The following is a 13,371-nucleotide window of genomic DNA, read 5'->3' on the forward strand; positions in this document are numbered from 1 at the left end:
GAGACAGGAAGATGGCAGGCAACATCCAGACCCTCGCAGCCGGCATCTCCGATGCGGCGCAGGTGCCTGCCACGACCAACGTGTCGCCCAACCAACGGGTCAGCGCTGCGACGGGCACGCTTGGCACCGTCGCGGACGTGCTCATCTTTCCCGGTGCCGTCCCGCCCTTCACCGTGGTCGGCAACTGGATTTCGCCGAACACCCGCTGCTCCGTCGGTGGAATTCCGACCATCTCGATCAGCAGCGTCGGTAATTGCGTCAACGCAGTCGGCGTCCCCACCGGGCCGATGATCGTGAAGATCCCCGACAGCCGCGTCAGCGCGCAGTGATGGAAGGGTGACGGACATGGCCGCCAATCTCTTCCAGGCGATTCACCACCCGCTCTCGGTTGCTCCGGGCAGCGGGCGGCTGCGCCAGGAGACAGATTACGAGGCCTATATCAAGCAGCTCATCCGCCAGGTGCTGCTGACGGCTCCGGGCGAGCGGATCAACCGGCCGGAGTTCGGCGCGGGCGTCCGCCGCCTCGTCTTCGCGCCGTTAAGCCCCGCGACGGCGTCGCTCGCCCAGACGATGATCTATCAGGCGCTCACCAACTGGCTTAGCGACCTGATCCGCGTCGAGAAGGTGACAGCGGCGACGACCGAACCGGGCCGCCTCGATATCATCGTCGCCTATCTGCTCCGCGCTCGTGGCGAGCGCCGCTTCCTGAACGTGGAGGTGACGGTCTGATGGCGGAGATCGATCGCAAGAGCCTGATCTGCGACCAGGTGATTTCGACTGTCACGGGCATCGACTTCGTGCGCGTCGCCGACCCGAACGATCAGCGGCGCCTCCACGTCTTCTTCATCGTCGATCCCGACGCGCTCGACGTCGATCCGTTCGACATTACCGTCGCGCCGCCTGTCGGCTTCGCGCGCATCGACGCGGTGGAGGACAGCGACGACACGATCGCGATCGCCGCCCTCGCGTGGGACCGTCTGCCCGACGCGCAGGGTAATCTCCGCGCCGTGCTCGTCATCGACGTTGAGCAGCCGGGCGATTTTCGGCTCTATCGCTTGACGCTGATCGACCCCCACGCGCCGCCGCGGATCGACCGCTTCTTCAACGACGTCATCTTCTCGTTCAAGCAGGGCTGCCCGACCGCGTTCGACTGCGCGTCGCGGCACGATTGCCCGGACGAAGCGCCGGTTGACTGGCCCATCGACTATCTGGCCCGCGACTTCGAGAGCTTCCGTGTGGCGCTGATGGACTTTGCAGCGCAGCGTTACCCCGACTGGCAAGAGCGCATCCCGGCCGACGTCGGCAGCATGCTCGCCGAGCTGTCGGCCGCGCTTGGCGACGAATTCAGCTATATTCAGGACCGCCATTCGCGCGAGGGTTACCTCGAGACTCTCAGTCAGCGCCGCTCGCTCGCGGCCTTTGCCGGGCTCGTCGACTACCAGCTCGACGAAGGGTTGAGCGCGAGCACCTATCTGCGCCTGACCGTCGATATCGGCGGGGTGGAGGTGCCGGCGGGCCTGCGCGCTTGGGCCGATCCCGAAGGCATGCCGGCGATCGCCTTCGAGGTCGGCACGGGCCTGCGCAGCTACCGCGACATTCCGGCCGAAGGCCTGGAGCGCGCGACCTACTGGCTGCATGCCTTGTGGAACGACATGCCCGCGCATGTGCCAGACCCCGCATTGCGGTGCCTGGAGGTCGGCGCGCGCGAGCTGTGGCTGGTCGGCGAGCCGCTGGTCGCCGCCACTTTGCCCGGCACACCGGACCCGGCCGCCGTCACGCGCTTCTGGATCGGCCGCAAGCTCCTCATCGAAACGCGTCCGGTTGCGCGCGACGCTCCCCAACGCCGCCTCATCGTCGAGGTGGACGCGCCCGTCGAGGTCGTCACCGACCCCCTCATAACGGATATCAACGGCAACCCGATCAACACGACGCGCATTCACTGGCGCGCCGAGGACGCGCTGCCGTTCGAGCTCGACCTCGCCTCCACCTTCGTCAGCGCCAATCTCGTGCCCGCCGCCGCCGGGCTGACGGTGCGCGACCATGTTGCGATCGGCTTTCCCCCCCCGCCGCCGCACGACGACCTGCCGACCACGGTCGAGCGCGCCGGCCCGTTCGACCTCGACAGCGGCGCGCGCGCGATCCTGCACCGCCGCAGCCTGCCGCTGACCGACATGTCGGGCCTGGGCTGGCGGTTCGCCGACGATCCGCCGCCGCTCGGCGCGTTCCCGATCCCTGAAATACTGATCGAGGAAGTGCAGCCCAATGGCGGACCTGTCGACAGCCTCCCCGCGGGCGACCTGTGGCACTTCCAGCGCGAGATCCTGCTCGGCGATGAACGGGGCCGGCTGTTCACCATCGAGCCGGGCGTCTGGCGCGACGTGATCAGCTTCGACCGGCTCGGCCAGCGCATTGTCCACCAGGATTATGCAGCCGACGGTGGCGCGACGGTCCGCTTCGGCGACGGCACCTTCGGCCTGCGCCCGCCGGACGGCGCCCTGTTCCGGATCACCTATCGCACGGGCCCCGGCCGCCGCGCCAATCTGCCTGCCGACAGCATCACTCTGCTCGCCGCTCCCCCCGGCGCGCCGCAGGGCGCCGTCGCTGCCACCGAGGCGGCGCTGGTCGCGGTCAGCAACCCCCTCCCGGTCACCGGCGGCCGCGATCCCGAGGATATGGAACTCGCGCGCCGCATCATTCCCGAGGCCTTCCGCGCGCTCGTCTGGCGCGCAGTGCTCGACCAGGATTATCGCGAAATTGCGGAGCGGCTCCCCTGGGTGCAGCGGGCGGGAGCCGTGACGCGCTGGACGGGAAGCTGGCTCACCACCTTCGTCACGCCAGACCCGCTTGGCAGCGCGACGCTGTCCGAGCCGCGTCGCACCGAGCTTGAGGCGCTGATGGACCGGGTCCGCCAAGCAGGCCGCGAGGTCCATGTTATCGACCCAGTGTTCCTCGACATCGACCTCGACATTTCGATCTGCATCGAACCCGGCGCCTATTTCGGCCAAGTGCAGGAACGCGTGGTCCGCGCGCTGACCGGGCCTGCCCGCTACGGCGAGCCGCTGCCCTTCTTTCACCCCGATAATTGGAGCTTCGGCGACCCGCTCTACCGCGCCGAGGTGGAAGCCGCGACCGCCGCCGTACCGGGAGTGCTGGCAGTGGACGGGATCCGCCTGCGCCGTCGTGGTCAGGCCGAATTTGCCGAATTTGCCGACGCGGTGCTTGTTGCCGGCACCGACCGCATCTTGCGCCTCGCCAACGACCCGCGTCTGCCCGATCAGGGCAGCCTCGCCATCCGGCTGCGCGCCGTGGCACCTGCCTGAGGAGCGCGCGATGGCCACCTGCCTTTGCGACGCGCGCGTCTTTCCGCCACCGCCGGATATCCCGGCTGGGCTCGCCCGGCTGCCCCGCCAGATCGGCGGCTTCCCCGACTTCCGCGCGGCACTGCTCGCCGGGGTCGCGCTCAAGCCGGCGCTCGACGGCTGGCGCGCGCGGGAAGGCGACGATTTCGGCCTGATGCTGCTCGAATGGTGGGCGTATGTGCTCGACGTCCTGTCGTTCTACAGCGGCGAGCTTGCGGGCGAGCTGTACATCCGGACGGCGCAGCGCGACCGTTCGCTCCGCCGCCTCGTTGCGCTGATCGGCTACACGCCCAGGCCGCCGCTGGCCGCCTCGGCAACGCTAGTGCTGTTCGCTGAGGCGGGCCGGTCGATCTCCGTCCCCGCCGGTACGGCCTTCCGCTCCGACGTCGTCGCCGGCCAGGCGCCGCAGATCTTCGAGGCGAGCGTGGACACCCAGATTCACCAAAGCCTCAACGAATGGACGATCGCGCCCATCCGCCCGCAGACGTTTGACAGAGGCCCCCTGCTCCTCGATCCGAAAGGCGCGAGTATCGCCGAAGGCCAGATCGTGCTCGTCGAATCGGGTAGCACGCGCCACGCCGCCAGGATTGCCGCGGTCGCCAGCCGCCGCTTCCTCGACGGCGAAACCTATGTCCAGCCGACGCTTGCGCCTGCGCCCATGATACCGGCGGCCCAGCAGCTCGCGACGATCCGCCTCAGCCGCCCCGCACAGCGCGCTGCCGCGAACGCCTTCGCTGGCGCGCCGCGCGCCCGCACCGGAAGCGTCGTGACGCTCATCCTTGACGCCCTTTACCCGCAGCTCCGCGCCGGAACTGCCGTGATCCTGGAGGATGCCGCGACCGGTCAACTCCATGTGCTGACGATCTCTTCGGTCGCGCTTTCCCATGTGCCGCTCGCCGGCAGCTCGCCCGCGCCGACTGTTCCCTTCACCCAAGTCACGCTCGCCGGCGCGGAACCGGATTGGATCGGCTCAGTCTCGCCAGACAGGCTGGTACTTCACTTCAACAATGTCACCGCGGGCCGCGTCGTCCGCCCGGCCAAAGCCGAGATCATGCTCGGCGACCTGCGCGCATCCGCCCCGCTGACTGCCCCGGTCAAGCCGCTCCAGCTCGACACGGCGAGTCGTGTGCTGCTCAGGGACGCGCTGGAGCGTGGTGCCGATCTTGCCGCCAACGTGACCGATGACGGTGCCGGCAACGGCACGCTGCGTCTGCTGAGCACCGCCCTTCTATCGTCGCCGCTTGCCGCGCCTGTCGCGGCCTACGGCAATCTCGTTGCGGTGACTCGCGGCGAGAGTGTGTCGGAAATACTCGGCAGCGGCGACGCGACCAGAGCCTTTCAGACCTTCCGCCTCAAGAAAAAGCCGTTGACCTACATCGCCGCGCCCGGCGCACCCGGTGGCCGGCAGAGCACCCTGCGCATCTGGGTCGATGCTGTCCTCTGGCGCGAGGTGCCCAGCTTGTTCGTGGCCGGCCCCGAAGACCGGGTCTATACGGTTCGTCAGACGGTGGACGGCGAGACCGAGATCGGCTTCGGCGGCCAAGGCTTCGGCCAGCCGCTGCCGAGCGGCGTCAGCAATGTTCGCGCCGCCTATCGCTTCGGCGGTGGCGCGGCGAGCCCGCCCGCCGGCGCGCTCCACCAGCTCGCTCGGCCGGTAAAAGGATTGCGGCGCGCGACCAACCCGCTGGCCGCGTTCGGCGGTGACGACGGCGATCGTCCAGAGGACATCCGCACAGCCGCGCCGAATTCCGCGCTGGCGCTCGGTCGCGCGATTGCGCTTCCCGACTTCGAGGCGATAGCGCGCGGCTATCGCGGCATCCTCAACGCTGCGGCCACCTGGTCTTGGGACACGCGCGAGCAGCGCGCGGGCGTGGCCTTGTGGTTCGTGCCCCCGACGGACGAAGGCGCCGAGCAGCTTGGCGCCGATCTCGCCGCGTATCTCCATGGCATCGCCGCGCCCGGCACGCCGATCAGCGTCGCGCGCGCGACGCCTGTTCCGATGACACTCGCCGTGGACCTCTCCGTTGATGCCGACCGCGAACCCGCAACCGTCCAGGCAGCGGTGCTTGCTCGACTGACCGAGCTCCTTTCCCCCCGCCAGGTGCCCATAGGTGCGCCCATTTTCCGCGCCGACATCCTCGCCGAAGCGCGCGCGACCAAAGGCGTAGACGAGGTTCGAGGCGTCCTGAGCAACGGCGCCACTGCCCCCTTCGCCTTCACTGTCGCCGAGGGCCAGTATCTCGCTATCACTGTTGTGCAGGCGCTGTGAGGCGGCCATGACCCAGCCTATCACATCGGCGACCCGCGCTGCTCACGACGGCTTCGCGCGCTATTACACCGAGAAGCTCTGGGCCTGGATCCCCGAGTTTTATCGCGACCTGGACGGCCAGCCCGACGGCGAGGCGCAGGGCACGATGCGCGCGATCGTCGAGCTTGTCGCGGGTCAGGCCGCGGTGATCCGGCGGGACATCGACCGGCTGTGGGACGATCAGCAGACGGCTCTCGCCGACGACTGGGCGATCCCTTATATCGGTGATCTGCTGGGCACGCTGCCGGTCAGCGAGTTGAACCGCCGTGGGCAGCGCGTCTCCGTTGCGCGCACGATATTCTACCGCCGCCGCAAGGGTACCTTGCCGGTGCTGGAAGCGCTGATCCGCGACATCGCCGATCTTGACGGCATAGTGGTCGAGGCATTTCGCCGCCTCGGCCGCACGCGCCACCGCCTCGACCCCGAGATCGTCGGGCTGGAGGGTCTGGTCACACGGACGACGCCGGGCGGCACCGCCGACCTCCGCTCACCGCGCGTGTCGGACGTGGTCGACGGCCCGTTCGATGATCTCGCGCACATGCTCGACGTCCGCCGCCGCCGCGGACCTTATGGCCGTTACAACATTTCCAAGATCAACTTCCACCTCTGCCGGCTGCAGGCGTTCGCGATGCCGCTGGCGACGACCTTCGACCTCGGTGACAACCGCTTCACCCTCGATCCGAGCGGCCGCGACATCGACCTGTTCCAGCCGCGCCAGCGGCCCGATGAGGGCGAGCCCTGGCGTCCCATCCACGAGTGGGAGGCGCCCGCTTCGCTCACCTGCCGCCGCCTCAACGCAGCGCGCTTCAATCTATCGAGCAACGAGATCCCGACCAGCCTAGCCGACGAACTCGCCCCTTATGCCGGCTTCGAATATCGCACCGAAAGCGCCTTCCGCCGCATGCTCGACGACCGCCTGACCCCGGCGCAACAGATCGTTCACCGCCCCATGCTGCTGGAGGAGGCGCTGACTCAGCTGTCCCCCAAGGTCCACCTTTGGCCCGGCGCGATTTCCCTGACGATCGCGGATAATGCGGGTGCCGCGCCGCTGCTGCGCCATGAAGCGCTCGGTGCCGACCTCGCGACCTGGGCTACCGCCGTCACCGTCGAGCCCGACCGCCGCGCGCTCATCGATCCGGCACGCGGTCGCGTGCAGCTGACCGCCGCGCCCCCAACGGGACAGGCGCCGTTCGCGCAGCGCTACCATTTCGGCCTCGCCAATCCGGTTGGTGCAGGCCCGTTCGACCGCGCCGCGATGTTGTCGGACAACGACGACGTCACCGGCACGCTGCCGACCGGCCCGATTAACGGCGAAGGCTTCTTCACGGATCCTGGTCCGATCGATTCCGTGATCCTCCCAACCAGCGGCGTGCAGCGAGTGCCGACCAGTAAGACCTACATCCCCGATCTCGAAGCCGGCCAGACCTGGGCTGGCGTCGGCCCGCTGACGCTGGAGGCAGCAGATGGCGAGCGCCCATTTTTCCGCTTCGAGCCGCCCGCCGCCGATCCCACCGTCACGATCACCGCCGCCACCGGAGGCGACCCGCCGGACCTCGTCATCGACGGGCTGTGGCTGAGCATCCAACCGCCGGATCTCGCGGTCGTTTCGCTGGCCGACCCGGGCGACCCTGCTCCGGTCGTGCCGGCCCGCATCGTCATCGACGGCGACTGGCGCAATGTCGTGCTCCGTCATTGCACGATCGATCCGGGCGGCGAGCGCGCGCGCGTGACACCTCTGTCGTCGCTCCCCATTCCGACGATCACGCTGGAGGTACGCGGCCAGATCGAGCTCCTCCTCATCGACCGCTGCATCACGGGGCCCATCTTGGAGGCGACGAGCAGTGGCGACGCCTGCTCCGCGCGGGAGATCGTGATCCAGGACTCGATCGTACAGAGCCTCGACCCCGCCGTGCCCGCCATCTCCAGCCGCATCGCGTCGGTTGAGTTGCGCCGCTCTACCGTGTTTGGCGACGTCACCGTTGATCGGCTCTACGCAACCGATGCTCTCATTCGGGGGCTCGTGCGCGTCACCGACACGCAGCACGGCTGCTTCCGCTTCTCCGCTGCGGACGCCGATCCCAATCGCCGGCTGCCTCCGCAGTTCGAATCGCATCTCCTCGCGCCGACAATCCCCAACCACTTTTTCACTTCGCGCCGGTTTGGCGACTCTGGCTTTGCCCAGCTCGGGCCCACCGCGCCGATGGACATCCTGCAAGGCGGTGAGAACCGGTCGGAGATCGGCGTGTTCAACCGCCGCCTGATCGCGATCCGTCTTGCCGACCTCGACAACAAGATCACCGAATTTCTGCCGTTTGGGTTGATTGCGCAGCCCATCACGGAAACCTGAGCATGGGGAAACGTCGCCATGACCTGTGACATCACCGGCTACCTGTTCGATCCCCGACAGGCCTATACCAGCGTGCGGCTGCAACAGGGCCGCGTCCTTACCGACCTAGACTGGAATGAGCGAGAGCGGATCGCCGCGGACGAGCGGCTGCGCCTGCTGGCGGACCTGATCTGCGGCGGCGGATCGACCAACGATGGCTTTCGCCTGCTGGGCGCGGAGCCCGCCACGGCCCGAGTGCCGACGGGCGATGACAGCCTGACGAACCGCGCAACGTACGATGTTCGCCTCGGCGGCGGCACCTTCCTCCTCGGCGGACACCTGCACAGCTGGCCGGGCTTGCTCGCAGACGGCACCGCCCCGCAGAGCTTTCTGCAGCAGGACGATTGGTTGCAGCTCACCGGAACCGATGCCGCCGAGCTGCCAACGGTGCCGGAAGCGCCGCGGACCGACCTCGTTTATTTGTCTGCATTCGAGCACTCGGTCCGTGCGGTTGAGGATCGGGAACTGCGCGAGCGCGCGCTCGGCGGCCCCGACACCTCAACACGGCTCAAGGCAATGCGCCGCGTCGTGGTTCTGCCGAACGCGGGAGACGGGTGCTTTGAGGCAGCGGCCACCCTGCGCGACCATGTCACACAGCCTGCCGATGGCGACACCAGCGGCGTGTCGCACGCCTTTGTCGCCGAACTCGGCGAGGTCCGCTCGAAGGCGCGACTGACCGTAGGCTTCACAGGTGACGCACCGACGCTCGATCCCTGCCGGCCTCGCACCACGCAGGGTTATCTCGGCGCGGAGAACCAGGCGATCCGTGTCCAGCTGGTCGCCGGCAACCGCTTCCTTTGGGCGTATGACAACGCCGAGCCGCTCTACCGCGTCGAGATCAGCGACGCCGCGCCCGGCCCGGACGGCTCCATCGAACTTCGCTTCTTGACCACTCCGCGCGATCCCGTGCTTTTTCCCCTCCAAGGTGCCGTTGCCGAGATCCTGGCCTGGGGCGCGCTGCTGGCCAATGGCGAGAAGGTCGCCGATCTGAGCGGCCCCCTCGCGCGCGTCTCCGCTTCCTACAATCCCGCCACGGCGACGCTCCGCATCGTGCCCGCGGTGCCGCTGGCGATGCAGGAATGGCTGAACGCACCGGAGCGCGATCCTATTCTCAACCAGCTGACCCCCGACGATCCGCTCCGCTACTTCTACCTACGACTCTGGCAGCCCGGACCCGAAGGTGTCGTCGACACGTCCTACCCATTCGTGCCCGGTGGCAGCACCGCGCTGGCTGGCACCGGACTCTCGGTTAGCTTCTCTGCCTTCGGACTGCCCGGTGACTATTGGGTTATCGCGGCGCGGCCGAACACGCCCGACCGCGTCGTCCCTTGGCGCCTGCTCGACGAGGCCGCGCCGTTCGGCCCGCGGCGGTTCTACGCCCCGCTCGGCTTGGTTCGCTGGCGGCGCGACGTTGAGCAGTCCGTCGCCACCGTCGAGGATTGCCGCCACCGGTTCCGCAAGCTCTGTCAGATCGAGACCTGCTGCACCGTCCATGTCGGCGACGGTAGCGTCAGCCACGGCGAGGTAGACGACCTGCAGGCGGCGATCGAGCTCCTGCCTCCCGACGGCGGGCGCATCTGCCTGCTTCCCGGAACCCACCGGGCCGCCGCAAGACTTCTGGGGCGTCGCAACGTCGTCATCGCCGGTTGCGGGCCGCGTAGCCGGATTGTCCCGGCAGAGGGTCAGACCGCGCCGGTGATCGACATCGAGCGATGCTCAGACATCACCCTCACCGATTTCGCAATTGCCGCAGCCGACGTGGTGCCGGTGGAGGCGCGGATCGTAACCGGGATCACCTTCGAACGGCTCGACCTCGCCGCGCGCAACCGCGCCGCCCTGATCGCCACCGCCTGCCGGCGAGCCAGCCTGCTCGACAGCAGAGTCATCCAAGCAGCGCTAACAGAGCCGACGATCGGCACGAACCGGCCGCAGGAGCCGGCGGTGTTCTTAGCCGGCCAGGAACTGTATGTGCTCCGGAACCGGATCAGCGCGCCTACGGCCTCGCGCGCGCGGCTGTCCGCCATAGGCGGGCTGCAGATCGGCGGCGACAGTCGCGACGTCGAGATCGCTCACAACGAGATTGCGGGCGGCCTTAGCTCCGGCATCGTGCTGGGCTCCGTCTCTTTCCACTCCGGGGTGATCCTGCGCGACGCCGTGCAGCTGCGGAGCTATTATGCCGCCCGTCTCGCACGGCCCGACTTCGGTGCGCGCTTCCTACTGGGCGACAACGACTGCGTCACCATCGATCCGCGTCCGCGGCCGCAGCCCAACCCGAACGACCCGACCCCGCTCGATCCCGTGTCCGACGGACCGGTCGAGGACTGCCGCATCATCCGCAATCAAATAACCGAGATGGGCGCGTGCGGCATCACCGTCGCTTATTGGTTCGTGCCCGAGGAAGGCGACTCGATTGTCACCGACCGGCTGCTTATCGAAGGCAATCTCATCCGCAACTGCATGCGGCTGCCAGTCGGCGCGATCCCCGTCGAGTTGGTCGAGATCGCTGGCTTCGGCGGCGTCGCGCTGGCGATCGGCGCCGACATCACGATCCGCGACAATGAGATCATGCAGATTGGTGAGAACCGCAACGCGCCGATCGTTGGCATCTATATCCTGGACGGTGAGGCGGTGACGATCCAGCGCAACCGCCTGCGCGACAACGGCCTGGTCGCGACCCAGCAGAGCGTGACGCCGGTCGGGCGCCACGGCGCCATCGTGTTTGGCACGGTCAGGCCCGGCGTCGACTTCGTCACGCCCTTCGGTGAGCGCCCCAGCCTGCGCCAAGACGGTGCGCCCGCGCTGATCGTGGAAGACAATGTCGCGGTCGCGCGGGAGGGCCGCGCCTTGAGCGTCGTGGGCCTTGGACCGATGGTGGTCCACGGCAACCAGTTCACAGCCCACGGGAGCAACAGCCTTGCACGACCGCCGATCGGTACCGCCCCGGCGAACGGCGTCGCGATTTCGGGGGTCGCCAATAATGGTCTCGCCGCGCGCACTGCCACGCCCAACCCGCTCAGCGCGTTGCTCAATGCCTTGGGCGGTGCGGCGGTCGCCATCCTCAACCTCGGCGTTTCCAACGAGGTCTACCTGCAATTGTTGGGGCTGAGCGGTCTTGGTCAGATTGATCCGGAGCAGGCCGGCCGACAGGCGTTGGGCGATGACCTTCGACTCCTCGCCAACGGCAACGTCCAGTTCAACGACAATCAGATCATGCTCGACAACCTCGCGCCTGCGGTCACGCTGGCATTGAGCTCGATCCTGATCCTGAGCACCGACGACGTTGCGATGCAGGACAATCAGTCCGATTGTGACAAGTTCTTGGACCTTGTGCTGATCGACGCGCTCGTACTGGGCTTCTCGGTGCGGATGCAAGGCAACCGGCTCAAGGAGTCGTTCGGCACCACCTTCCTGTCCGCGCTCACGATCGGGCTCTTTAACGACACAAGCCACAATCAGGGCACGCACTGTTTTTTCCACTTCGGCCTGCTGCAGCCGCGCATCCTGCTCACCGGCTTCGGCACTGGCGCGACCGCCTCGCTCGACACCAACCGTCACTTGGCGCCGGCGAGCCGATGCGAGCGGTTCCAGAGCCAGACCGGCGCGGTCGCGACGGGGGTTGGCGCAAAGACCGACCTCGGCAACGGATAACGGGAGAGAGTCATGGCGGACTGCAGCTCGACAATCGATCCGGACGTTTTGGCGGGGCAAATCGGCGATCTGCCCCGGGCGACCGATCGCGTGCGCCTGGTGGGGCTCGATCACGTTGCCCGGGTGCAGCAGGCGCGGGTGGGTGCCAGCGAGCGCCGGCTCGCGCTGGTGCAGGCGCGACGGCCTGACGAGAGCGAGGAGATCGCACGAACGCAAACGGCTCTTGCCGTAGAGAAACTGGCGCAGAGCAGCTTCATGTTGGCGGTCGGGACGGCGGAGATCGACGCGCCCAAGCGCACGCCCGGCACCGCCGTGATTCATGGGCGGGTGATCGCAGCGGACGGCACGCCCTCCGCCGGGCTGGCGGTCGCGGCGGTCGACGCGAACGGGAGCGTCCGGCGCTACACGTGTACGGACGCCAAGGGCTATTTCCTGATGAGCCTGCCACTGGGTGACCAGCGCGCGGCCGTTGTGTACCTCCAGGTGTCGGACTCGAACCAAGCTGTTCTCTACCGCGGAGAAGAGGCGATCGCCCTTGTCGATCAGGGTGTCAGCTACCGCGTCATCCAAATCGGCGCCGTCCGCCGGGATCCTTGTCCGCAGCCACCAGAGCGCGCGGTTATGCCCGACCTTTTGGGCCGGCCGGAAGCGTCGGCCGTGGGCGTGCTCGGCCGGCTCGGCTTGAAAGTCGGCCAGCGCCTTACGCAGCGCGATCCCGAGGGCGCCGGACTGGTCGTTTCGCAGACCCCCGCGGCCGGCGAGCCCATCGACGCAAACACCAGCGTCACATTCGTCATTGGCACGGCCGACCCCGCCGACACGACGGCGGTGCCGGACGTTGTCGGCCTGGCCCGCGACGAAGCGGAAGCGAAACTGAAGGAAGCCGGCCTGGTGGTGGGCGAGATCTTGCCCCGCCCCGGCGACAAGGCGGGCGGGGTCCTGTCTCAGGACCCAGTTGCCGGAGTTCGCGTAGCGCCGGGCACCGCGGTATCGCTGGTCGTCGCTGTGCAGGCGCCCGACGATCGGGTCGCGGTGCCCGACCTCGTCGGCCAGAAGCTGGAAGCGGCCGACCGTTTGCTCGCAGATGCGGACCTCGTGCGCGGCGAGGTCGAGCTTCGCGAGGACGATCGGGCCGGGCTGGTCCTGGATCAGAAGCCGCCTGCGAAAGCACCGGTGGCAAAAGGCTCGGCCGTCGACGTCGTGGTTGGCCGGCGATCCGACATTGAGCGGACGACGGTCCCCGACCTCGTCGGCTCCACGCTGGGCGAGGCGAAGGCCATCCTAGAGAAGTCCCGACTCCAGCTCGGCGAGGTCACCGGCCCCGCCAACGGGCGGGTGGTCGAGCACAAGCCCGCTGCCGGCAGCACGGCGCCGGTCGGTTCGGCGGTTGCGGTGACTCTGGCGCTTGTCAACCGCAGCGGTGGCTTCGGCGCAAAGTTCGCAACGGCGGTAACCGAGGATCTTGGCTTCGCGAAGCTCGGCCTCGACGAGAAGACGGTTCGCGCCAGGCTCGTCGCCGCGGCCGGCAGCCCTGATACCGCGCAAAATCTTGCCACGCTGCCCGACACCGAGCTGCAGACCATGTTTGAGATCAAAAACCGTAAGCAGGCGCGCGATTTTCAGCGTATGCTGAAAGCCGGTCTGAAGCAGCTCTAGCGGAAGGAGCACAG

Annotated in this window: 7 protein-coding genes; all 7 read left to right on the forward strand. The window is 68.1% G+C overall.

Annotated features, from left to right (window positions below):
- The first annotated feature begins 11 nt into the window (after positions 1-11).
- The 7 genes from Q4F19_RS17225 to Q4F19_RS17255 all read left to right on the forward strand — a co-directional run bounded on the left by Q4F19_RS17225 (position 12) and on the right by Q4F19_RS17255 (position 13,357).
- Positions 12-329, forward strand: coding sequence for a hypothetical protein (locus Q4F19_RS17225; protein WP_303545162.1), 318 nt, complete (start codon positions 12-14; stop codon positions 327-329).
- Positions 330-345: 16 nt separating this feature from the next.
- Positions 346-729 (forward strand): GPW/gp25 family protein, encoded by a 384-nt coding sequence (locus Q4F19_RS17230; RefSeq protein WP_303545163.1) that lies wholly within the window; start codon positions 346-348, stop codon positions 727-729.
- A 197-nt stretch (positions 730-926) separates the two neighbouring features.
- Positions 927-3,320, forward strand: a complete 2,394-nt coding sequence (locus tag Q4F19_RS17235; protein ID WP_303545166.1) for a baseplate J/gp47 family protein — start codon at positions 927-929, stop codon at positions 3,318-3,320.
- Positions 3,321-3,330: 10 nt separating this feature from the next.
- Positions 3,331-5,628 (forward strand): baseplate J/gp47 family protein, encoded by a 2,298-nt coding sequence (locus Q4F19_RS17240; RefSeq protein WP_303545168.1) that lies wholly within the window; start codon positions 3,331-3,333, stop codon positions 5,626-5,628.
- Between the two features lie 145 nt (positions 5,629-5,773).
- Positions 5,774-8,014, forward strand: coding sequence for a hypothetical protein (locus Q4F19_RS17245; RefSeq protein ID WP_303545170.1), 2,241 nt, complete (start codon positions 5,774-5,776; stop codon positions 8,012-8,014).
- Between the two features lie 18 nt (positions 8,015-8,032).
- Complete coding sequence (locus Q4F19_RS17250; protein WP_303545172.1) at positions 8,033-11,701, forward strand: DUF6519 domain-containing protein; 3,669 nt, start codon at positions 8,033-8,035, stop codon at positions 11,699-11,701.
- Between the two features lie 12 nt (positions 11,702-11,713).
- Positions 11,714-13,357, forward strand: coding sequence for a PASTA domain-containing protein (locus tag Q4F19_RS17255; protein ID WP_303545173.1), 1,644 nt, complete (start codon positions 11,714-11,716; stop codon positions 13,355-13,357).
- The last annotated feature ends 14 nt before the right edge of the window (positions 13,358-13,371 follow it).

The sequence above is a fragment of the Sphingomonas natans genome, from assembly GCF_030546695.1.
Taxonomy (GTDB): domain Bacteria; phylum Pseudomonadota; class Alphaproteobacteria; order Sphingomonadales; family Sphingomonadaceae; genus Sphingomonas_I; species Sphingomonas_I natans.

Excerpts from the sequence above, each read along its gene's own strand:
- Q4F19_RS17250 (WP_303545172.1), top strand. The coding sequence starts at position 8,033 with ATGACCTGTGACATCACCGGCTACCTGTTCGATCCCCGACAGGCCTAT.
- Q4F19_RS17230 (WP_303545163.1), top strand. The coding sequence starts at position 346 with ATGGCCGCCAATCTCTTCCAGGCGATTCACCACCCGCTCTCGGTTGCT.
- Q4F19_RS17225 (WP_303545162.1), top strand. The coding sequence starts at position 12 with ATGGCAGGCAACATCCAGACCCTCGCAGCCGGCATCTCCGATGCGGCG.
- Q4F19_RS17240 (WP_303545168.1), top strand. The coding sequence starts at position 3,331 with ATGGCCACCTGCCTTTGCGACGCGCGCGTCTTTCCGCCACCGCCGGAT.
- Q4F19_RS17245 (WP_303545170.1), top strand. The coding sequence starts at position 5,774 with ATGCGCGCGATCGTCGAGCTTGTCGCGGGTCAGGCCGCGGTGATCCGG.
- Q4F19_RS17255 (WP_303545173.1), top strand. The coding sequence starts at position 11,714 with ATGGCGGACTGCAGCTCGACAATCGATCCGGACGTTTTGGCGGGGCAA.